The following is a 23,110-nucleotide window of genomic DNA, read 5'->3' as shown; positions in this document are numbered from 1 at the left end:
TACATGCAAGTTTTTGTTGTGGAATAGTTAATAAAGAAAGTAAATGTTGATTTAAAGTAATTGCTAATGAGAGTGATCATGTGTAGCGCCTTGCCCTTGCTGTGAATTTCTTCTATTTTGTAATTCCTCAACATGACCTTTTCTTTTATCACTTAATATTTCATTACCCTTATTTTGTTCTTCCTCAGGACTCTTTAGTATTTCATTACTCTTGCTAACTTCTTTATCATCCCCTTGTTTCTTTGGCCTTCTAGCGTTAAGCTCATCCCATGTGCCCACTAGTGAATCACGATTCCCATGATCCGGCTTTAGCCTTTCTTCACCTTTAATAACATTAAAGTCACTTTTTGCTTCTTCCAAACATCCTTTCAGTTGGTGTTTCCACATGGTGTAGTAAGCATCACCATATTTTTTCTCATTTGCTACAAACAATAAAATTGGAGCCTTAAGTATAGTAGCTCCCATATTCACTAAATTTTTTATTGCCATTGCAGGAGTAAATAAAAGATAACCAAAAGACTTTGCAATTGGGTTTTGTTCGCTTATTAAATACTTCCCTAACTTTATAGGAAGAGAAGTCAACAATTTAGTACAAACTTTAGCCAAGCTTGTAGCAAAAACGATAGGAACAGATATAAGACTTTTATCTAGCTCTAGATTACCATTCTGATCTCTAATTTCTGAAAAATGGGTGCTTAGCTTTTTGTCATCACTAGTGTATAATAATTCTCCATTTCTTCCTTTTTCATCAACAACTTCCTGAACTTTACCTTCTTTATTTTTCACCTCTTTAGTTAGCACAGAAGAGTTAGTTAATTCAAACGGATATTGAGGATTCTTAGTTTTTTGAGCTTCGAAAATTGGCGCGTGTTTTTTCAAATCCATTCTCGAAAAGCCTAATGGCTCAAAGTATGACTTATTTAACCAATCTATAGGAATTTGCTTACCCTGATTGTCTATATAATTGATAGTAAAATAAGATCTATCATTATCTTCATTTTTGGGAACTAAAGATAATCTGAAACTTGGTTGTTTTCTATTCTCATCTTTTTGACCATACAAAAGTTTATAGGTTGGATTTTTATCTTTATCTAGTATAGCATTTCCATGCATATCCCTGTTTTCTATGATTTTAGCAGACTGTACAATTTGATCATAATTTTTTGGATACTGGCATTTCCTTCCATCATACATCATTACCTTTCTAAGGTCTTCGACGTAAACTTGAGATTCAGGTGAAGTAAGCAGACCTTTTGCTTTAAGTGTAAGATCTATTGCTCCCTTTTTTAATGCTTCAAACATATTGTCAAACCAAAATCGCTATAATGCTATAGTTCAATAATAAAACTAGTACACTAATAATATATTAACACAGCACCGGTGATTTTACAAGAAAATATGCCTGTAGAAGATAAAGATTGTAAAAGCGAGGGTTATATAAGTAATGCTTGATAAGTACTTTATGCATGTAATTGTAAAAATCCTCAAAGGTACGCTGTGTATATAATCTTCGCATACTACCTGCATTCCAAGAACTGCGTGCCAAAAAATGCAAAACAACAATACAACAAAAAATAAAAGCTCTAGAGGGTGATTAATAAATTTTTCACTAAAAGACAAAGAGCTATCAGTATAAAATGTGCAAGAAAATGAATAGATAAACCAAGGAAACAGGAACAGTAAAATTACCGCAGAAACACGCTGAACCCACCAATGATGTACTGAATTTCCAGACTGACTCATATAAACATAAATAAAAAAGCCATAGTAGAAAGAAGTAGCGTTACTGTCAGCAGTATAGCACTCCTTGAAACGCCAGTAATTTCTAAATTAAGCCCAACATCCCACAATAAATGACGAATACCATTAAGAAAATGATATACAAAACTTATAAAACATAAGACATAAGCTAATTTAGCAACAGGAGTGAATAATAATGCATTTAAGTACCTTACTATAAGTAACTCAGGAAAGTAAACATGTAATATGAAATACCAAGAAAGTATCATTAATAAAAGGAATAGCAAGATACCAGTCAATCTATGCATAATAGAGAAAAAACTAGTAACTTGTACTTTATATATTTGTAAATGTGGAGAAAGAGGTCTATCACTCATAAAATTCCGTTATCGGGAAATTAAAATAAAGTAGAAGTAAAGACAGCAGTATAGCACATAACAACACCATCATTAAAAATGGTAAATTATGTGCAAAGCCTAAGGAGGTAATCCAGCTGCAGATTCCCCTACTGCTACCTTGTTACGACTTCACCCCAGTCACCGATCCCACTTTAAATAACTCCCTCCTTGCGGTTAGGTCGTTAGCTTCGAGTGAAACCAATTCCCATGGCGTGACGGGCAGTGTGTACAAGACCCGAGAACGTATTCACCGTGGCGTGCTGATCCACGATTACTAGCGATTCCAACTTCATGCACTCGAGTTGCAGAGTACAATCCGAACTGAGATGGCTTTTAAGGGATTAGCTTAGCCTCGCGACTTTGCAGCCCATTGTAGCCACCATTGTAGCACGTGTGTAGCCCACTCCATAAGGGCCATGATGACTTGACATCATCCCCACCTTCCTCCAGTTTATCACTGGCAGTTTCCTTAAAGTCCCCAGCATTACCTGATGGTAACTAAGGATGAGGGTTGCGCTCGTTGCGGGACTTAACCCAACATCTCACGACACGAGCTGACGACAGCCATGCAACACCTGTGTGAAACCCGGCCGAACCGACCCTATCCCTTCGAATAGGTATAATTTCCATGTCAAGGAGTGGTAAGGTTTTTCGCGTTGCATCGAATTAAACCACATGCTCCACCGCTTGTGCGGGTCCCCGTCAATTCCTTTGAGTTTTAATCTTGCGACCGTAGTCCCCAGGCGGAATGTTTAACGCGTTAGCTGTAATACAGAAAGTAAAACTTCCCATATTTAACATTCATCGTTTACAGCGTGGACTACCAGGGTATCTAATCCTGTTTGCTCCCCACGCCTTCGCGCCTCAGCGTCAGATTTGAACCAGATAGACGCCTTCGCCACTGGTGTTCCTCCTAATATTTACGAATTTCACCTCTACACTAGGAATTCCTCTATCCTCTTTCAATCTCTAGATTAGCAGTTTTAAAAGCAATTCCAAGGTTGAGCCTTGGGATTTCACTTTTAACTTACTAATCCGCCTACGCGCCCTTTACGCCCAATAATTCCGAATAACGCTAGCCCTCTCCGTATTACCGCGGCTGCTGGCACGGAGTTAGCCAGGACTTCTTCTGTGAGTACCGTCATTATCTTCCTCACTAAAAGAGCTTTACAACCCAAAGGCCTTCTTCACTCATGCGGCATGGCTGGATCAGGCTTTCGCCCATTGTCCAATATTCCCCACTGCTGCCTCCCGTAGGAGTCTGGACCGTATCTCAGTTCCAGTGTGGCTGATCATCCTCTCAGATCAGCTATAGATCATTGCCTTGGTAGGCTATTACTCCACCAACTAGCTAATCTAATATAGGCTCATCTAATAGCAATAAATTTTTCCCCCGTAGGGCGTATACGGTATTAGTTGCCGTTTCCAACAATTATTCCGTACTACTAGGTAGATTCCTATACATTACTCACCCGTCTGCCACTAAGTTATACCATAGCAAGCTACAATATAACTCCGTTCGACTTGCATGTGTTAGGCCTGCCGCCAGCGTTCATTCTGAGCCAGGATCAAACTCTCAAATTTAGACTTCAACCTATAAAAGGTTGAGGGTACATCGGATAAATCCGACAAAAAATAATTTAGCTTAATACTGCTGTCTTTATTTCTACTTTAGAAATATTTTAATCTCCAACTATTCAAACAACTTTAAGAATATTATTATGTGATATAATCACTATGTCAATATGTTTTTGCAAATCAAAAGCATTAATGTATAAATATATAACTATTTGGAATATTACCATGAAAAAATACATCTTTCTGCTTGCACTCGCGCCAATGTTAGTTGGCATCACATTATACTTATTGCGCAACATTGATAACACAAAACAATCTATAACTGCAGGTGACAAGTTTTACGAAGTATTATTCTTAAAAAAAGATAATAAGCCGCTGCTAGAAGAAATAGATTCAAATTGGGAGTATTTAGCAAATTTTGAACGCGCATTCAATCATATCTCAGATTCAATGCCAACAGACACAGCATCTATTTATAATGATTTGGCAGATGATAAAGATGCTCCTGGTGTTTTGCGTGAGTTAGCACAATATTTAGAAGTAATGAGCTTACTTCACTCCAACGGTGAAAAAATAAATAAAGACAAAATTGATAATTTAGAATCAAGCACAGTGTATCCTTATTCAAGCCAAGAAGCTATCGCTGTAGTAAAGATACATAATAACGACATTAAAGGTGCAACTGAAATATTGCGTTCCCTATTAAATGATAGAAAATGCCCTATCCTAATCAAAGCTAATGCACAAGAATTACTCAGGATATATGGGAGTTAACTCATTGGACTTTTTGCATAGCTTTTGGCAGCGCATCGGATGAAACGAAAAAACTTACTTGACACCCTTCGCCAGCCCCCTTATCATGATAGTGAAGCTATTGTATTTGCTTTCGCCAATCTGCAGATTAAAAGGTAAGGATTACTTAATGTATCGGCGTCTTATGTTCAATTTTTTGCAGTATATAGATACTGTATGTCTTTACAAAACTTCATCTACATCTAGATTTTTATCTAAATAAGCTGAACGCGCTTATAAAGCGTTACAAGACATCAAAAAATGCCAATACTCGACAGAGATAGTAAAAGACTAGCTAACTCGGGGATTCTTTGTCTTTTTTTCTGCTTAGTAAACTTCTTAAACATTTGCAGCGTAAGTTAGTTGCAATTAAAAGCAGCTTAATCTTGCTTGTCAAGCGTTTAAAACATAAAAAACGCCAATATTTTAAAGCGGATAATAACCCCAGGGCTTCTTTTGCCTTTTTTTTCATTTGGTAAATTTCTTAATATTTATGGCTAAAGATTGCACGAATGTTGCAATTACAAAAACGATTTCTACTAGGGTGTCATCCCAGTGCGTGACACTGGAATCCAGCCTTTATTATGCAGCCACTTGGTTGAAATTAAGTCTTCTGGATCCCAGTGTCAGCTACTTGGATGACACCATTCTTTTTCCTGGATCCAAGTAGTCAGGGCACTGGGATGACAGCTACCCTGACAATCGTCACCCCGCTGCTTGTTAGCGGATACCGCGGCGGTATGACGTAGAAGTTATACTTTTATGCTTACCAACTTAATAAAATTCCTGGATTCCAGTGTCAGCTACTTTCATGACACCAACAGTTGATATTGGTTTGTTGCTTTGCTAGCCAACTACTAGCTATGCCTCAAGTTTCCTATTCAAAATTTTCAATATCAAATCCAATTCATTTGGATTATCATACCGTATCATAACTTTACCCTTAGAATTGTTGTCATTAATTTTGATCTTTAAACCAAGTTGAGAAGATATAGCGCCTTCTATTACTGTCATATCTTGATTTCTAGTATATCTCTGCTCTTTTTGATTGTTGTTTTGATGTAGGTCCTTTATCAGTTTTTCAGTTTGTCTAACGCTTAAGCCCTGAGAAACTATTTTTTCTGCAATACTTTCCGCATTTTCAACATTAATCAACGCTCTTGCATGACCCATAGACAATTTTTTCTCATTGATCATTGTTTTCACCCTATCAGGGAGCAACAACATCCGAATCATATTGGTTATGTGGCTGCGGCTTTTGCCTATAGCTGAAGCTAATTCCTCATGTGTATAGAAAAACTCATCTATCAGTTTTCTGTAAGCTTCACCTTCCTCTATTGGATTAATATCTTGCCTTTGTATATTTTCAATAATGGATACTTCCAAGCATTCCTTGTCGCTCAGATCTTTTATGATAACCGGTGCATTATCAAGATTTGCAATCTTGCTTGCTCGCCAACGACGTTCCCCAGCTATTATTTCGTAACCATCATCATTTGAATCTTTGCGTACCACGATAGGCTGTATAATGCCACTTTTCTTTATCGAATTTGCAAGCTCTCTTAATGATTCCTCGTCAAAATGTTTCCTCGGTTGAAATTTGCTTGGGTGCAGTAATGAAATAGGCAAATACTCTTGTCGATCTTCTTTATTATCATAATTATCGCCTATGAGACCGGCAAGACCTCTGCCGAGGCGTCTATCATCCTTCATACCACGCCCTCGCTTACTAGCTTCTTCTCCTTACAACTGCTCGCGTGCTTTTTTAAAATTTCCCTTGCCAAACTTATATACGCTTGTGCACCAGGACATTTAAGATCATACACAATAGCGGGTTTTCCATGAGAAGGTGCTTCTGATAACCGTACGTTACGTGGAATAACAGTCTCATACAATGGGATGATAGTTTTGTATACTTTATCATTTAAATACTGGCAAATATCGTTTTTAATCTGTTCACTGAGTTTGTTGCGCCTGTCATACATTGTTAACACTATCCCTTCTATTGCCAAAAAAGGGTTTAGGTTATTTCTTTTTATCAGCTCTACAGTTTTAACTAAATGGCTTAATCCCTCCAAAGCAAAAAATTCACACTGAAGAGGGACAATAATAGAATTAGCAGCAGTCAAAGCATTTATGGTTAGAAGCCCAAGTGATGGAGGGCAATCGATGATTATATACTCATAATTATCGCGTATCTTCTCTAATGCGCTTTTTAGCACAAATTTTCCTCGCTCAAGTTGCGATAATTCAATTTCTGCAGCTGATAAATCAACTACTGACGAAATTAGTGATAAATTTGGAATTTCCTTTATATTGAAAATTGCCGATTCTATCAATTTATTTTCGCTGCTTAGTAGTATTTTGTATATATTTTTTTCTTCCCTACTACGATAAGAAATCCCGAGCCCGGTGCTAGCATTTCCTTGAGGATCAAGATCTACCAATAAAGTGCTTTTTCCCACAGCAGCAAAGGCTGTCGATAAATTTATACTAGTTGTGGTTTTGCCAACTCCACCCTTTTGATTTACTATTGCAATAATCTTGCTCACGCCTTTTATCTTATGTATAAAATAATTCTATTGTATATATGCAAGAAACTTTTGCATTAGAAAATTTTTTTGTTGTTAACCACACTAAAATTAGACTGTCTTTTTTGCTTTGTGTAACACACTTTGAACCTTGTTTCCTAATTCATTCAGAGTGAATGGTTTTGGCAAAAAGTGAAAATCTTCTATATTGATGTCATCACTCTTTAAAAAAGCATCTTCTGCATACCCAGAAATAAAAATAACGTTGATATTTGGCCTATGGATCAATGCTTCTTTAACTATTTCTGGGCCGCTCACCTCTGGCATGATTACATCAGTGATTATAAGATCTATGTGTTGACTTTTTTTACTGATTATTTCTAGCGCCTCGCTGCCTATGCTTGCTTCTATTACATCAAATCCTTTTCTTTTGAGTGCTTTAGAGATGAATTCCCTTACTGAATCTTCATCTTCGATTAATAAAATTATACCATTACCTTTAATTTCACTTACTACCGGTTTTTCTGTTTCTTCACTATCTTCCTCTCTATCATTTTCATCTGATATGTAAACCATGGGCAAAAATATGCTAAATTTAGTTCCATGATTTACTTTGCTAGCAACATAGATGTATCCTTCAGTTTGTTTAATAATGCCATATACAGTAGAGAGGCCAAGACCTGTACCAGAGGTAATATCTTTGGTAGAAAAAAATGGATCAAAGATCTTTTCAGTTGTATCACTCGTCATTCCACATCCAGTATCAATTACTTCAATCACAACATAATTTCCATGTTCAATCGCTTCCTTGTCTGGAGAAAACATATCCTGAGGTGTAGAATTTAATGAGTCAATCTTTTGATTAAAGGTTCGTATAGTTAATTCTCCGCCCTTTTCCATAGCAGCACTAGCATTGACTGCTAAGTTAAGTATAACTTGCTCTAATTGCCCTTGATCAGCCCTAACAGCACCCAAGTCTCTACCATAATAAATATTAAATTTTATATTTTCACCTATTAATCTTTTTATCATTTCATAAAGATTAGCTATAGTATTATTTACATCAATAATTTTTGGCTGCAAGGTCTGTCTTCTTGAGAAAGCAAGCAATTGTCTTACTAAATTTGATCCACGCTTTGCATTTTGCTGTATCTGTATTATATCTCCAAAAGATGGATCACCAGCTGAATGCTGGAGTAAAAGCAAATCGCAAAATCCTATTATCCCAGTCAATATATTGTTGAAATCATGCGCAATACCACCTGCTAACTGCCCTATAGCTTGCATCTTTTGATAATGCTCAAGCTTTATCTCTAGGTTTTTGTGTTCAGTATTGTCAATAAAATAACAAAGTATGAAGATCATTTTATTATGAAGAAACTTATTGAAATATATTTTTATGTTATTACCGCCGTTGAGCTGTACATCAAAAGACGCATTATTTATTCTATTACTCGAAAAATATTCACGTATTTTCACATGATAACTATCCAATATCAACGTAAAGATTGAATTATTATCTGACCCTGCAAGCTTTATTAGTGCCGTATTTTTCTTTACAAAGTTGCCGTTTATGTCACATTGTGCAATAGCAATTGATGAATTTGCAAAACAAGGGTGTAATTGATAATCAACAATATTTGATTCGGTTGGTGTTATAAAGCCATATATATAGCTATGGTTGTATTTATCACAAAATATAGCAGTGCTCATATAAGCCTTGAATGGAATACCACTTATAGTAAAAAACAAAATTTCATTATCGGTTGTTGTATTGTTATATTTAGATTGAGATATAAAATCACTGATTGAGCTACCTTTTTCCAGTTTTTTCAGTTCAAATATGTCTAAAAATCTTTTATTTACAGATAAAATCACCCCTTTGGCATTTGCAATGTAAGTTCCTATGCTGTGTTTTTCTATTAACTCTTCATATATCTGCTCCTTGTTTATCTGTGTTGCTTTTAATACAAAATACCCATCTGGCCTTGCTATTGGCACTAATGATAAATTTAAAATCTTATTACTATTTATAGCAATTTGGGGATTATCTGGTATCGGCTCAAAGAGCAAAAGAAAGTTAGATACTCTATTCTTCTTGTTTAAGGAAATGCATACCTGTACAGAAGAGTTATTTTTTAGTGCATGATAGAGTACTTTTTTGTCTGCTTCTGAAACATCTCCTATTTCAAGAATCTTGTCTAACGTAATGTCATCATCTATATGATCTTTAAACCTTTCGTAGAACCTTGCATCAGCATAAATAATACCTTCATCTTTATGTAAAATAAGGCAAAATTCTGTATTATGATTTAGTGCATTTGCAAATATTGCATTTTGAAATTCTATAGTATTAAGTAGGTATCTGTAGCGTTTTACATTATACATCATAAAGAGAGTTGTTAGAATGCTAACTAATAAATTAATCTCTATATTAATATGCTGACTATATATATCAAAAAAGTAGAGTATCGATATTGCTACTGGAGGTAAGAGCATAATAACTGCCATCACAACAATTGACATTCCATAATTTCTTAGTATGAAGTCAACCCTGTTCTCTTTTTTGTTATCTATGTATCTTTTATTCATTATTGTTACTTGGCATTGTTGTACATACGAAAATGTTCTATTATATTGATTTAATTATTATAGATTTATTAACGTCTTTGATAGATAATTATCATCCAAATCTAATTAAGTTCCTTAAATATCAGATATAACAATGTTAATAAGCTAGCAAGAGGATATTATGGAAAAACAAAAAACACAAGCATTTAAATGGTTCTGTGCACTAAGAGATAAGATCATAGAATCTTTCTTATTAATTGAAAAACAATCATCCGCAGAGCCAAAGATCGAAAAGAGAAAGTGGGATCGCCCAGGTGGTGGAGGTGGTGAATCTACAATTATTTTTGGTAATGTTTTTGAAAAAGTTGGAGTAAACGTTTCAAAAGTACACGGAAAATTTGCAGATTCAGCCATCAATGAAATTCCTGGTGCAAGTGAAAGTAACGGAGAGTTCTGGGCAAGCGGTATATCTTTAGTGTCTCATATGCAATCGCCCCTTATCCCTGCAGCACATATGAACACAAGGCTGATATATACTTCAAAACAATGGTTTGGTGGAGGAATGGATTTTACGCCAATATATAAAAATGAAGAAGATTGCAAGTATATTCATGAATCAATCAAAATGACATGTGATAGATTTGACACCGGATATTATCCAAAATTTAAAGAGCAATGTGACAATTATTTTTTCTTACAACACAGAAAAGAGCCACGTGGCATTGGTGGTATTTTCTATGATAATCTGAGTTCTGGTAATTGGGAAAACGATTTTGAGTTCACAAAAGCAGTAGGTGAAGCCTTTTTGGAAATTTATTTGCACATCATACGTAAACATATACAAAAATCTTGGACAAAAGAACAACGAGAAAATCAATTAATAAAACGTGGCAGATATGTAGAATTCAATCTGTTATACGATCGTGGCACAAGGTTTGGTTTAATGACTGACGGCAATCCAGATGCAATTATGATGTCAATGCCACCACTTGTTAAGTGGTTATAGAGAGCTGCTATTAGTAGAAAATAAATCATCATAGTTTAAAATTGTACCATGGTAGTGAGCTTTTATATAGGGGGTATAATCATGGGCATAATAGATAATTTTTTAATTAAATCTGTCAAAAACAATGACATAAAAGGTGTTAAACTGACTCTAATTCTCTACAATACACTAAATAGTTTTAGAAAATTCTTTTCAAAAACTATGTCTTTCAAGAATACAGGATCATTTGATATAAATAATAATCAAGCTTTAAATCAGGCTTTAGGACATGCTACAGATCACAAAATAATGGAATTGCTGATTAATCGTGGAGCTGATATCCACTCAATAGATGAGAATGGAAAGAATGTTATAATTCGTGTTATTGAGAGTTTAGCAGAATCAAAAAATCTAAAATTGGATAGTGAGAAAAACTTACCAGCAGAGATAATTCTTCACCCCACAGTTTCCTTTTTACTAGGAAAAGGCGCAGAGTATTATTCTACAGATGATTTGAATGTTGAAGCTATACAACAAAAACCTCCTAGAACCTCTGAATATGAGCCAATAACTATGTACGCTGAGGTGAACAACAATGTAATACCACCTCAAAAACCTCCTAGAACTTTTGAGTATAAGCCAAAGAGCACTAATTATGATGCTTTGCCTTCAAAAGAGCCAATTTACGCTGAGGTGTATGATGCTAAGGTTAGTAACTCATTAGGGGAGAATGGTTATTTGAGTGTATCAGAAGAATCTATTTATGCTGAAATATATGATTCACATAAAAAATCCACTGAAAATTTATCATTGGAAGATAGTGGTTATTTGAGTATATCAGAAGAACCTATTTATTGCACTATAGATGATCTTTCAGAACAAAAAAAGCCTACTAGCCTAAAACAGAAAGAGCCAGAACAGTCGTCAGAACCTATTTATGCTAGGGTAGATTTGTCCAAGAAAAGAGCAGAAAGAAAAGCAAAAGACATAAAAGCTAATTCTGGAACTTGCCATGGGTTAGTGCAAGATAAAGTGAATGATTGGCAAGTGAAGCTAAATGAGCTAAGTGCTAATAAGTCGATAAGTCAGCAACAGACTAATGATCAAAAAATTAAGACCAAGGCTGGCTTTAGTGTAGAAGAAATAAGACAGAAATATGAGCGTAGAGATTCTGGCTACGATTCTGGCTATGATTCCGATACAAAAGTTGAACAACAATTAGAATTAGCTCCTAAATCTGAGATAGGTTCAGTGAGTATTGAACATGGAGTAATAGGAGGCTGTCGATATAAGATTACTGATATATCCCTCTAACTATGTGATTCAAAATAATTGAATTGACTTTATATATGTAATCGATATAACCTAGTTAGATTCAAGTTGACTCTTTCGTCTAGTGGTTAGGACACCACCCTTTCACGGTGGTAACACGGGTTCAAATCCCGTAAGAGTCACTCAAGTAGAATATAATTAAAGTTTTGAATGGGAAAAATTAGGCTCTATGTTGAAGAAGCTTTATCACAAGGCGTGAGTTTAGCACTTAATCCACAACAAAGTCACTATATTTGCAATGTAATGCGGCTTAAAAAGTATGATAATCTCTCTCTTTTTAATGGAAAAGATGGAGAATGGTTAGGAGAAGTAGTTAATATATCGCGTAAATTGACAGAAGTTACACCCAAAGAATGCACTAAACAACAGCAATATGAGGAAAATTTATACCTGTATTGTGCCATGGTAAAAAGTGCTGCTTTGAACAACATAGTAAGACAGGCAACTGAAATGGGAGTAATCTGCATTCAATTTATTTCAACGGAACGTACAGTGGTAAAAAATATTAACCTAAGTAGAGCAAAATTACAAGCAATCGAAGCAGCGGAACAATCAGGTAGGATAAGTATACCAGAGATTTTGCCTCCTATTAACTTTTGTGAGTTACCTGATTCCCAGAGTAAAAATTTTGTTTTGTGTGATGAAACAGGTAAAGCTGACAAAGTGCTGAAAGGCAAAAAAAATGTTGCTATTATTGTTGGCCCTGAAGGTGGTTTTTCATCTTATGAACTTGATCTTGCCGATAAGTTTTGTCAAAAATTGAGTCTAGGAAAAAGAATTTTAAGAGTCGATACCGCTGTGGTTGCTGCACTAACTTTCACCAATTGGTGTAGCTAGATTTTTAAATATGGCTAAGGTTTGGGCCATAAAGAAATCTGATTCAGTGTTGCACGCGCTAAACTCTATAGGTCACCTGCGAAGCAGTTTGCTACTAAAGAGGAGCTAATAAAAAACGTATTCTAAGATAATATTAAATCTTATATTATATTTTTTCTAAAATAAACAAATGAACCTTGCATTTTGCCTGAATTATTGATAGCCTGAGTAAAGAAGTCGGGGCGTAGCGCAGCCTGGTAGCGCATTTGGTTTGGGACCAAAGGGTCGGGAGTTCAAATCTCTCCGCCCCGATGTTAGTATAATTGTAAGAACGCTGTAACATAAGAGCAATCTCCATCAGTAAGCAAGTAGCGGACACTGGAATGACATCATTTGTCATGTAAATTACGGCATATTACATTTTAACGCTCAAGTTTATAAAATAATTGACAATGTTAATTTTCTAATTTATAAATAGATTTTGAAATGATTACCGAAGGAGGTATAGAGTTTGATAGAAGTATCAGTCCATTATGGTGATGTAGACAGAGCTCTTCCAGTATTGAAAAAAACAATTCAAAAGGAAGGAAGAGGGTTGAAAATGAAAAAACAATATCATGAAAAAAAATCAGAAAAAAGAGCTAAAAAGAAAGCTGAAGCTAAAAAAAAGAGGTACCAACAAGAGTGCAGAAGGCAGCGTTATGGTTGGTAGTTTGTACTCAAGTTAATAGTTTATCATTGGTTATTTTATGAATATTCACGAATATCAAGCGAAAGAAGTTTTGCATAAATTTAATGTCCCAGTGCCAAAAGGTTTTGTTGCTACATCTGCGGAAGAAGTAAAGACTCAAGTAAGTCAATTAAAATCTGACATGTTTGTAGTTAAAGCTCAAATTCATGCAGGTGGTAGGGGTAAAGCCGGTGGCGTAAAGCTAGCAAAGTCAGTTGAAGAAGCTCAACAGTTTGTAAAGGACATGATTGGTATGACTTTAGTTACTCATCAAACAGGGCCAAGCGGGCAGCAAGTAAGAAAAGTGTACGTTGAAGAAGGCTCAAGCATTAAGAAAGAGTATTATTTAAGCCTGGTAATCGACCCGAAGCTCAGTAGGCCAATATTCATATTTTCCTCAGAAGGTGGAATGGACATTGAAGAAGTGGCAAAAAATTCTCCTGCAAAAATTGTGAAATTTGATATTGATTCTGCTACAAGTTTTGATAGCAGCAAGTTAAGCAGCAGTTTTGATTTGAGTCCAGAACAAATAGAAAAAATAACAAATGTTGCAAAAAATATATATGATGCGTTTATTGCAACTGATGCGAGCCAAATTGAAATTAATCCACTGGTTGAAACAAACTCTGGAGATTTTATTGCGCTCGATGCGAAAATTAATTTCGATGACAATGCTTTATATCGTCACCCAGAAATTATGGAACTTCGTGATTATGATGAAGAAGTGAAAGAAGAGATAGAGGCTTCAAAATATGGGCTCAGTTACATCAAAATGGATGGCAGTATTGGTTGCATGGTAAACGGTGCAGGTCTTGCTATGGCAACAATGGATATAATAAAATACTACGGAGCAGAGCCTGCTAACTTTTTGGATGTTGGTGGTGGAGCGAGTAAAGAAACTGTAACTGAAGCATTTAAAATCATATTGTCTGATAGCAACGTAAAAGGAATTCTGGTTAACATATTTGGTGGTATAATGCGTTGCGATATTATCGCAAGTGGAATTGTTGCGGCTGCAAAAGAAATGAGCATTAAAGTTCCTCTAGTGGTTAGATTATCAGGTACTAATTTTGAAGAAGGAAAAAAAATCTTAGAAGAGTCAGGATTAAATATTATTGCTGCAGATGAACTGGGTGATGCTGCACAAAAGATAGTAAAAGAGGTAAAATAAAGCATGTCCGTTTTAGTAAACAAAGATACAAGATTAATATGCCAGGGTTTTACTGGTGCACAAGGCACATTTCATTCAGAGCAAGCAATTGATTACGGAACGAAAATGGTGGGAGGTGTAACTCCTGGAAAGGGTGGTAGCACTCACCTTAATTTACCGGTTTTTAATACTGTAGCAGAAGCCAAAGAAAAAACCGGTGCAAATGCTACAGTTATATATGTACCTGCTAAATTTGCTGCTGCTGCAATACTTGAAGCAATAGATGCAAAAATAGAATTGATAATTTGTATTACAGAGGGCATTCCTATACTTGATATGGTGAAAGTTAAGCGTGCGCTTATCGGCTCAAAAAGTCGATTGATTGGTCCCAACTGTCCGGGAATTATTACACCTGAAGAATGCAAAATAGGAATTATGCCTGGCCATATCCATAAGCGTGGACACATAGGAATTATGTCTCGCTCCGGAACTTTAACTTACGAGGCAGTAGCACAAACAACCGCTGTTGGTCTTGGTCAATCCACGTGTATCGGAATTGGGGGGGATCCAATTCATGGTATGACATTTGTCGACTGTATGGAGCTCTTTTTAAAAGATGACGATACTCATGGTATTGTAGTTATTGGTGAAATAGGTGGAAACGAAGAAGAAGATGTATCACATTTTGTGAAAACAGAAAAAACTAAAAAGCCAATCGTTGGTTTTGTAGCAGGCCAAACGGCACCTCCAGGAAGACGTATGGGACACGCTGGAGCAATCATCTCCTCCAGCGGTGGAAGTGCTGGTGCAAAACTAGAAGTTATGCGGAGTGCCGGGATTGCAATTGCTGAAACCCCTGCAGTAATTGGTAAGAAGGTATTGGAAGTAATGCATCACTAGAATTAGGGTCACAAAAACCCTATATCACCGGTCATGAATACGTTATTTGCCCATTCGATTAATAACTTGCCTCCTGGTAAATTTACTGAAGTCTGTTGGGCAACCAGATATCCACGTAGTGTGGATGCAACAAGTGCTGCACAGGCTGCACTACCGCATGATGCAGTAATGCCTGTACCTCTTTCCCAAACTCTTAAAGCTATTTCTCCAGACTTTTCAACTTGTGCAATACTAACATTAATTTTCCGAGGAAATAATGCGTGATTTTCTAGCTTTGGTCCTAAATTTCGCAATGGTATTTCACTTATGTTATCAACAAAAAAAACTATGTGAGGATTGCCAATATTTACTGCAACAGGATCTTTTAGCATTTCAAGCTCTATAGGTAAGTGAAGAGTGTCACACTCAGTAGACAAGGGAATTTCATGCCATTTTAGCAAAGGTTTACCCATGTTAACCTTTATGGATTTATCACCCACTTTAAAACACTCTAAAATGCGTTTGCTTGTTAGCTCAATAATGGAGTATCCAGCACCTTTTTCTGACATTATCAAATATCCAACACAGCGTGCTGCGTTTCCGCACATTTCAGCTCGACTGCCATCAGCATTATAGATATGCATAAAACAGTCTGCAGCATTAGACATTGTTATAATTATCACTTGATCACAACTGCTTTGATCAGCAATTTGTCTATGGTTCCAGTCTAAATTGTTTGTTGAACGTGAGTCTATGATAACGAAATTGTTACCAGTGCCGTGCATTTTGATAAAATTTTCAGAATTTTGGCCACTCATCATAAAAAAATATTTCTTCTATTGGTCTTCTTTTCTTCTTACTTGTTTCAGCACCCTCTTCTTCGTAACCAACCGCTATCACTGACATTACGTTAAAGTCATTGGGTATATTGAACTCTTTCACTATTTTATCTCTATCAAATCCACCCATTTGATGGGCCATTAAGTTCATAACTGCAGCTTGTAACATAAGTCCATAATTTGCTGCACCAGTATCATGATTAGCCCAAAGATTTTCTCCTTTACCTTGTTTACGGAAGTTTTTAGCACTTAAAGATATGATTAACACTTGTGCATCTTTTGCCCATTTTTGATTAGATTCATCAAGGCAATTTAGCAGCTTTTCCCATGCGCTTTGATTGTTCTGTTTGTTGCATATTACGTATCTCCAGGGTTCATCACCAAAACATGAGGGAGTCAGCCTTACAGCTTCCATTAAAATATCCATGTCTTCCTGAGATATTGCTCTTGTAGGATCGTATGAACGTCCGCTGTGTCTTGCTTTCATCAACGATAATAGATCTTGTTTACTCATCATTTTTAATTTAATAGTGCATAAATAATTCATTGTAGCACAATATAAGCAAAATTTAAATTGCAAAACCTCTCATACACATATATTACATTTAATAAGTTATTTTTATTGGGAAGGTATGTTTATAACACAATCTAGCAACAGATCAACACTGGCTGAAATATTGTCTTGCGTTTTACTTTTATTCTTGATGGCTCAAATAAGTATACCATTGCAGCCTGTGCCTATCACATTGCAAACTTTAGGAGTAATGCTTATTGGGCTTAAATTTAACCGCAGAACAGCATTCTATTCTGTGCTTACATATCTATCACTTGGTGCAGCAGGATTGCCTGTTCTTGCAAATTTTTCTGGTGGTTATCACGCTCTCCTTGGACCAACAGGTGGATATTTAATTGGCTGTTTAGCTGCTGTTATGGTAATGAGCAAAGTAAATGAATTACTGAACTCTAAGTATAAATCATTTGTATGTAATTCTTTAAGTTGTCTGGCTGGTACAGTTGTAATCTTTATTTGTGGTGTTAGTTGGCTTGCTGTTTACTTGGGTCTGGAACAAGCAATAATGGTGGGTGTTTTACCATTTATCCTTCCTGGTTTGATAAAAATTTTTCTACTTGTAGCAGCTTTGCAATATTTGAAAAAATGATAAAATTTCGCCCTCATCATTTTATGTGCACCCTCGCGTTTCGGGGATATGGGTATTCTCGGGATTTTATAGAAAATTATAAAAAGATAGCAAGCAAAGTAATTAGTACTCAAATCGAAGTAGTTGGTAACCTTGATAGTATTTGTAGTGCTTGTCCAAATCAGACTAAACAAGGTAAATGCACCGAACAAGCTAAAGTTTTAGAGCTAGATAGAAGGCATATGGAAATTTTAGGAATTAAAATTGGCGAGACTTTGACCTGGAGTGAAGCGGTAAAAAAGATTAGGGAGAAAATGTCTTTAAAGAAATTCGAGTACGCATGCGAGGGGTGCAACTGGCAGCCATATGGAATATGTAAAAATGCCCTTTTAAATTGTCATTCCTATAAAGATAGTTGACAAAATGTTAAGATAAATCGAAGCATTTTTGTGGAAATAGACTTCTTGCACTACCTCCCAAGTCACAACTGTCATTCAGTAGAAACAAAAAACTTGCTTGACAAGCTCCGCCAGCCCCTTTATTATGATAATAAGGGTATTTATGACTCAAAACTTGTTTTTGACCTGCAGGCTCAATGACAAAATTCAGTAAAAAACTCAGAGTATTTATTGGCGGATTACATAAAATTATAGCGGCTGCATGTCTTTTTTATTTTTTCTACATTCAGCCAAATCGCGCTTATTTTAAGCGTTAGCACATTATTACAGCGCCACTTACAGTAATATAGAGTCAAAACTCGCACCACGGGGCTTCTTTTGCCTTTTTTTTCATTTGGTAAATTTCTTAATGTTTGTAGCTAAACGACAACCGTCATCCCGCTGCTTGTTAGCGGCTAAGAGATACCGCGGCGGTATGACGGTTCGCGGCAGTATGACGATAACCTCGTCATCCCGCTACGTGTTAGCGGGATCTATGCTCAGAGATACCGTGAATAAATCACGGTATGACGGTTCGTGGCGGGATGACGGTTCGCGGTGGCATGACGATAACTTCATCATTCCGCTATGTGTTAGCGGATGAGATACCGTGAATAAATCACGGCATGACGGTTAAGTAATTCGTCATTACGCTATGTGTTAGCGGATGAGATACCGTGACGGTATGACGTAGGATTGCTGTCATCCCGCTACGTGTTAGCGGGATCTCTTGTTAGCGCCGCGGCGGGATGACGGTTCGCGGTGGCATGACGATAACTTCATCATTCCGCTATGTGTTAGCGGATAAGATACCGTGAATAAATCACGGTATGACGGTCTGCGGCGGAATGACGGTTAAGCAATTCGTCATCCCGCTGCTTGTTAGCGGCTAAGAGATACCGCGAATGAATCGCGGTATGACGTAGGATTGCTGTCATCCCGCTACGTGTTAGCGGGATCTCTTGTTAGTGGATGAGATACCGCGGCGGTATGACGAGGGAAAACAGTTGCCACTTGTTAGCGGCTGAGATACCGCGGCAGTATGACGGTTAAGTAGGGTGTCATCCCAGTGTCAGCTACTCGGATGACAAAAAAAGGATGCTACTGGAATGACAGGAGAAGAAGGCTACTTAGATGGCAGGGAGGGGCTACTTGCATGACGGTGTTGGTAAACTTAGAACTATTTGCCTTTTTTCTACTTAAGTTTGGATTATGCAAGAAGTCTAATGAAGCGAAATATGGAAGACAAAAGATAAGTGCATTCTACGCAGCATCGCCAATTAATAATATCTTTATTGTTGTATGAGATAGGTTTAGCATTTATGAATTTGTAATGTGTTGCGCATAGCTCAAAGAAATAAGGTTTACTGGTTACACGCTGCAGCCAATGCCACAACACTAGGATCTATGTTTGTCTGCATGTTAATTTGCGTTGTGATTTTATGGAGGTCTTCTGTTACCTATGCTAGTGAAAATTTGGAGATACAGAAGGCCTTTGATAGTGTTGTCAAGCATATAAAAGCTGATAAAAAATATAAAGATCTTGATGTTATTGAGAGAAAAAGTGACAAATTTAATATCAAAATTTCGCAGAATTCTGGCAAGAGTTTTGACATATACTCTACTTTAAAAAAAGCAAAAGATTCCTTTGAGTCAGGAGATAATGAAACAGCTATTTCTCTCCTTAATCAGATTACCGCAAAGTTTCCTTATCATAAAAATGCTTTAATTGGATTGGGGAACATTTATTACGCTAATAAAGAATACAAAAAAGCTGTAGAGATTTACACAAGACTGTTAAAAGAACACCCTAGTAACCCTTACATATTAAAAAATTTTCTGACGATAATCTCACAATATGATCCTGATCTGGCGTTGAGTGAAATGTTAAAATTGTATGATATACATAAAAATTATGCTCCTTTATTAGCAAATTTAGGTCTGATCTATATGAAAAAGGAGGATTATGTAAAAGGTAAAGAGTATATGATAACTGCTATTTCCCTCGATGAAAACAATATTTTTTATACTTATAATTTAGCTGTTATTCTAGATAAACTTTCAGATTTTAAAAATGCTACAATATTCTACTTAAAGTTGTTGAACATGGCTACAACTTCGAAAGATGTGAGTGAAAAAATACCTTTATACAAAGTGACAGCAAGACTAAAATTTATAAAACTTCACAGCACGCACTCAAAGATTTCATAAAAGCTTATAGCTTACCTAAAGCTAATTTATCGCTATTTTTGTTTACAATAATAATATTGAGCTATAGAATTAGATCTAAAGGGGCAATTAGCTCAGCTGGTAGAGCATCTCGTTTACACCGAGGAGGTCGGCAGTTCAAGTCTGTCATTGCCCATTTGCTTAACTGAATGTTAGTATTATTAATTACTTCAATTAAAGTGTAGAAAATGCAGGATAATATAGTACCAATCTCAATAGTAAAAGAGCTGGAAGATTCTTATCTCTCCTACGCAATGAGCGTTATCATAAGCCGGGCTATACCTGACGTGCGGGATGGATTTAAACCTGTTCACAGGCGCATATTATATGCAATGTCAAGAGCTGGATTCGATGCCGGTAAGCCATATAAAAAGGCAGCTCGTATAGTTGGGGATGTAATGGGGAAATATCACCCACATGGTGATGCAGCTATTTACGATTCCTTGGTTAGAATGGCCCAAGATTTCTCTCTTCTTTTACCACTTGTTGATGGGCAAGGTAACTTTGGTTCGATAGACGGAGATCCACCAGCTTCAATGCGATATACAGAAGCAAGACTTCAAAAAGTGTCGCACTTTTTACTGAATGATATTGACGAAGATACAGTTGATTTTAGGCCAAACTACGATGGAAATGAAACAGAGCCTGTTGTGCTGCCTGCAGAGTTTCCGAATCTATTGGTAAACGGTGCAAGTGGTGTTGCAGTTGGTATGGCAACCAATATTCCTTCTCACAACCTTGGAGAAATAATAGATGCTTGTATGTTATATGTAGATAATCCTGAAGTTACTTTGGATGAGTTACTTGAAGTGATGCCAGGGCCGGATTTCCCAACTGGGGGAACGATTCTTGGAAGGTCTGGAATAAGATCAGCATTTGCAACGGGTCGTGGATCAATTGTTGTGCAAGGCAAGACTCACATGGAAGACCTGCCACAAGATAGGCAAGCAATAGTGATTGATGAAATACCTTACCAGGTAAATAAAGTAAAATTAATTGAGAAGATAGGTGAGCTTGTAAAAGAAAAAAGAATTGATGGCATAACAGAAATTAGGGATGAGTCTGATAAGTCTGGTATTAGAGTAGTAATTGACCTCAGAAGAAATGCTGAAGCAAGTTTTATACTTAATCAAATATTGGGACTAACTCCACTAAGAAGTAGTTTTAGTGTTAACACTTTAGTCCTCAACAACAACAGGCCTGCTTTGATGTCATTAAAAGAAATCATAGCTGCTTTTGTTGATTTTAGAAAAGAAGTATTAATCAGGAGAACAGAATTTCGTCTAAGAAAAACGAGGGAAAAAGCTCATATATATATAGGGCTCTACATTGCGGTCCTCAGCATAGATGAAGTGATAAAAATCATCCGTGGTGCAAAAGATCCTGCGGAAGCAAGTAGAGAACTTTTAAATAAAGAATGGAAAACTTCAGCTGAGATAAACACAATTATTGGATTAATCTCAGACAGCACGAGCTTTTTGAAAGATGGAGTGTATAGATTAACTGAGCTGCAAACGAAAGCTATTCTTGACATGAAATTGCAGCGTTTAACAGGCCTTGAAAAAGACAAATTAGAAGCTGAGCTAAGTTCAATGATCAACCTGATAAAAGAATATATCGCTTTTCTTGGCTCAGGAGAGAAGTTGATGAAAGAAATAAAAAACAATCTACAAGAAATAAAGAACAGATTTGCTGTGCCGCGAAAAACTTCAATAGAGGAATCAGATACGGACATTGAAGCTGAAGATCTAATTCCACAAGAGGATATGGTGATAACCGTAACTATGAATGGTTATATCAAGCGTGTGAAGCTTTCTCATTACAGAACTCAGCGTCGTGGTGGAAAAGGAAAGCTAGGACAGGGATTAAAAGAAGAAGACGTAATTACAGAATTATTTGTGACAAATACTCACACTAGCGTTTTGTTCTTCTCTAACATTGGTCGAGTTTATAGATTAAAAGTTTATAAGTTACCTCTTGCAGAGCCAACTGCACGTGGAAGAGCGCTTGTTAATATATTCCCGCTTAGCGATGGTGAAACTATAACTAATATCATGCCGTTACCAAGTGAAAATGATGAAAATCAAAACATAGTTTTTACTACTGCCTATGGAAACATAAGGCGCAACTCTTTGGCGGACTTTCACTATATTCCAAGCAATGGAAAAATAGCAATAAAGCTCGATGAAGGAGACAAATTAATATCGGTTAAAGTATGCAATGAAATTGATCATGTTTTTCTTTCAACAAGATTCGGCAAAAGTATCAGATTTGTTGTAAGTGATGTGCGTCAATTTAAAAGTCGCAATTCAGATGGCGTAAGAGGTATCAAACTTGCAAAGAATGACAGCGTGATATCCATGACCATATTAAATGGGATAGGTGTAGCAACAGAAACAAAAGAACTTTACTTAAAAGTTCCACTTGCAAAAAGACTGGGAACTGCAATTAATAACTCCATTGATTCTAAATTGGAAAAGACTTTGAATGATTTAGGAATAGATAACGAATTATTCTTAAAACTTGCAGTGAATGAGGAGTTTATATTAACTATTACCGAAAATGGCTTTGGTAAAAGAACTTCTGCGTATGAGTATAGAATAACTAACAGGGGTGGTGTTGGTATCACCAATATTCTTACTACCAGCAGAAACGGCAATGTTGTTGCTAGTTTTCCAGTTGAGCAGGGTGATAATATCATGCTTATTACAGATAAAGGAAAGTTAATTCGTATTTCAGTAAATGATATCAGAATTGCAGGACGTAGCACTCAAGGAGTCACTCTGTTTAAAACAGAGAGTAGAGAAAAGGTGGTGTCAGTAGCGAAAATTGAAGATCCTGATTCCACTGAAGATAGTATTTCTGAAGTTGAAAACTCTATCTCTTCTCAACTGTAGTACAGGTTAAACAAAAAGCGCAAGTTTTTGTTGATTAATACGCAGTATTTAAATTAAAATATATACT

General features: G+C 36.3%; 20 protein-coding genes, 3 tRNA genes, 1 rRNA gene and 1 pseudogene. 15 read left to right on the top strand and 10 right to left on the bottom strand.

Annotated elements, in window-relative coordinates; genetic code table 11:
• Positions 1–63: 63 nt before the first annotated feature.
• The 4 genes from OOK89_RS00935 to OOK89_RS00920 form a co-directional block, all read right to left on the bottom strand.
• A complete protein-coding gene (locus tag OOK89_RS00935; protein ID WP_141456696.1) occupies positions 64–1,302 on the bottom strand; it encodes a hypothetical protein in 1,239 nt (412 codons plus the stop codon).
• A gap of 84 nt (positions 1,303–1,386) precedes the next feature.
• Entirely contained in the window at positions 1,387–1,743 is a 357-nt protein-coding gene (sdhD, locus tag OOK89_RS00930) for a succinate dehydrogenase, hydrophobic membrane anchor protein (RefSeq protein ID WP_010963113.1), read from the bottom strand.
• Positions 1,740–2,117, bottom strand: coding sequence for a succinate dehydrogenase, cytochrome b556 subunit (sdhC, locus tag OOK89_RS00925; RefSeq protein ID WP_010963112.1), 378 nt, complete (start codon positions 2,115–2,117; stop codon positions 1,740–1,742). Before sdhC ends, sdhD begins: the two co-directional genes overlap by 4 nt.
• 100 nt (positions 2,118–2,217) lie before the next feature.
• A 16S ribosomal RNA gene (locus tag OOK89_RS00920) occupies positions 2,218–3,722 on the bottom strand.
• 153 nt (positions 3,723–3,875) lie between these two features.
• Here OOK89_RS00920 and OOK89_RS00915 point away from each other — a divergent pair.
• Entirely contained in the window at positions 3,876–4,490 is a 615-nt protein-coding gene (locus OOK89_RS00915; RefSeq protein WP_264719075.1) for a hypothetical protein, read from the top strand.
• Between the two features lie 560 nt (positions 4,491–5,050).
• On the opposite strand, the pseudogene OOK89_RS06575 reads toward OOK89_RS00915, so the two are convergent.
• The 4 genes and pseudogenes from OOK89_RS06575 to OOK89_RS00895 all read right to left on the bottom strand — a co-directional run.
• Positions 5,051–5,134, bottom strand: a pseudogene (locus OOK89_RS06575) (WPE palindromic element domain-containing protein); the annotation flags it as partial.
• 235 nt (positions 5,135–5,369) lie between these two features.
• Positions 5,370–6,221 (bottom strand): ParB/RepB/Spo0J family partition protein, encoded by an 852-nt coding sequence (locus OOK89_RS00905; protein WP_151807520.1) that lies wholly within the window; start codon positions 6,219–6,221, stop codon positions 5,370–5,372.
• A complete protein-coding gene (locus OOK89_RS00900; protein WP_006280226.1) occupies positions 6,218–7,060 on the bottom strand; it encodes a ParA family protein in 843 nt (280 codons plus the stop codon). Before OOK89_RS00900 ends, OOK89_RS00905 begins: the two co-directional genes overlap by 4 nt.
• Positions 7,061–7,150: 90 nt before the next feature.
• A complete protein-coding gene (locus tag OOK89_RS00895; protein ID WP_151807519.1) occupies positions 7,151–9,631 on the bottom strand; it encodes a response regulator in 2,481 nt (826 codons plus the stop codon).
• Between the two features lie 160 nt (positions 9,632–9,791).
• Here OOK89_RS00895 and hemF point away from each other — a divergent pair, with 160 nt between their 5' ends.
• From hemF to sucD, 8 genes are all read left to right on the top strand, one after another.
• Positions 9,792–10,616 (top strand): oxygen-dependent coproporphyrinogen oxidase, encoded by an 825-nt coding sequence (gene hemF / locus OOK89_RS00890; RefSeq protein ID WP_064124995.1) that lies wholly within the window; start codon positions 9,792–9,794, stop codon positions 10,614–10,616.
• An 81-nt stretch (positions 10,617–10,697) separates the two neighbouring features.
• A complete protein-coding gene (locus OOK89_RS00885) occupies positions 10,698–11,909 on the top strand; it encodes a hypothetical protein (RefSeq protein WP_264719073.1) in 1,212 nt (403 codons plus the stop codon).
• A gap of 68 nt (positions 11,910–11,977) precedes the next feature.
• Positions 11,978–12,049 (top strand) — tRNA-Glu (locus OOK89_RS00880).
• A 28-nt stretch (positions 12,050–12,077) separates the two neighbouring features.
• The gene (locus OOK89_RS00875) at positions 12,078–12,764 is read left to right on the top strand and encodes a 16S rRNA (uracil(1498)-N(3))-methyltransferase (RefSeq protein WP_006279818.1); all 687 of its coding nucleotides are present in this window, start codon (positions 12,078–12,080) and stop codon (positions 12,762–12,764) included.
• 217 nt (positions 12,765–12,981) lie between these two features.
• Positions 12,982–13,055: transfer RNA gene (locus OOK89_RS00870), tRNA-Pro, on the top strand.
• 199 nt (positions 13,056–13,254) lie between these two features.
• A complete protein-coding gene (gene rpsU / locus OOK89_RS00865) occupies positions 13,255–13,455 on the top strand; it encodes a 30S ribosomal protein S21 (protein WP_006279819.1) in 201 nt (66 codons plus the stop codon).
• A gap of 37 nt (positions 13,456–13,492) precedes the next feature.
• Complete coding sequence (gene sucC, locus OOK89_RS00860; RefSeq protein ID WP_264719072.1) at positions 13,493–14,644, top strand: ADP-forming succinate--CoA ligase subunit beta; 1,152 nt, start codon at positions 13,493–13,495, stop codon at positions 14,642–14,644.
• A gap of 3 nt (positions 14,645–14,647) precedes the next feature.
• A complete protein-coding gene (gene sucD, locus OOK89_RS00855; RefSeq protein WP_015589444.1) occupies positions 14,648–15,523 on the top strand; it encodes a succinate--CoA ligase subunit alpha in 876 nt (291 codons plus the stop codon).
• A gap of 8 nt (positions 15,524–15,531) precedes the next feature.
• Here sucD and dapF read toward each other — a convergent pair whose 3' ends face one another.
• Both dapF and OOK89_RS00845 read right to left on the bottom strand, forming a co-directional pair.
• On the bottom strand, positions 15,532–16,320 hold the full coding sequence (gene dapF / locus OOK89_RS00850) for a diaminopimelate epimerase (RefSeq protein ID WP_264719296.1): 789 nt from the start codon (positions 16,318–16,320) through the stop codon (positions 15,532–15,534).
• Complete coding sequence (locus OOK89_RS00845) at positions 16,301–16,888, bottom strand: nitroreductase family protein (protein ID WP_006279823.1); 588 nt, start codon at positions 16,886–16,888, stop codon at positions 16,301–16,303. The genes dapF and OOK89_RS00845 overlap by 20 nt, the downstream gene beginning before the upstream one ends.
• 85 nt (positions 16,889–16,973) lie before the next feature.
• On the opposite strand from OOK89_RS00845, the gene OOK89_RS00840 reads away from it, so the two are divergent.
• The 6 genes from OOK89_RS00840 to gyrA all read left to right on the top strand — a co-directional run bounded on the left by OOK89_RS00840 (position 16,974) and on the right by gyrA (position 23,043).
• Entirely contained in the window at positions 16,974–17,501 is a 528-nt protein-coding gene (locus tag OOK89_RS00840) for a biotin transporter BioY (protein ID WP_264719071.1), read from the top strand.
• Positions 17,498–17,899, top strand: coding sequence for a DUF1284 domain-containing protein (locus OOK89_RS00835; RefSeq protein WP_264719070.1), 402 nt, complete (start codon positions 17,498–17,500; stop codon positions 17,897–17,899). The genes OOK89_RS00840 and OOK89_RS00835 overlap by 4 nt, the downstream gene beginning before the upstream one ends.
• 1,087 nt (positions 17,900–18,986) lie before the next feature.
• Positions 18,987–19,223, top strand: coding sequence for a hypothetical protein (locus OOK89_RS00830; protein ID WP_264719069.1), 237 nt, complete (start codon positions 18,987–18,989; stop codon positions 19,221–19,223).
• Between the two features lie 29 nt (positions 19,224–19,252).
• Positions 19,253–20,128, top strand: a complete 876-nt coding sequence (locus tag OOK89_RS00825) for a tetratricopeptide repeat protein (RefSeq protein WP_264719068.1) — start codon at positions 19,253–19,255, stop codon at positions 20,126–20,128.
• An 81-nt stretch (positions 20,129–20,209) separates the two neighbouring features.
• Positions 20,210–20,282 (top strand) — tRNA-Val (locus OOK89_RS00820).
• Positions 20,283–20,334: 52 nt separating this feature from the next.
• Complete coding sequence (gene gyrA, locus OOK89_RS00815) at positions 20,335–23,043, top strand: DNA gyrase subunit A (RefSeq protein ID WP_264719067.1); 2,709 nt, start codon at positions 20,335–20,337, stop codon at positions 23,041–23,043.
• The last annotated feature ends 67 nt before the right edge of the window (positions 23,044–23,110 follow it).

Origin of the sequence: Wolbachia endosymbiont (group A) of Lasioglossum morio, assembly GCF_947250585.1 — a bacterium.
Classification (GTDB): Bacteria; Pseudomonadota; Alphaproteobacteria; order Rickettsiales; family Anaplasmataceae; genus Wolbachia; species Wolbachia pipientis.
This window is presented reverse-complemented; position numbering and strand designations above follow the sequence as displayed.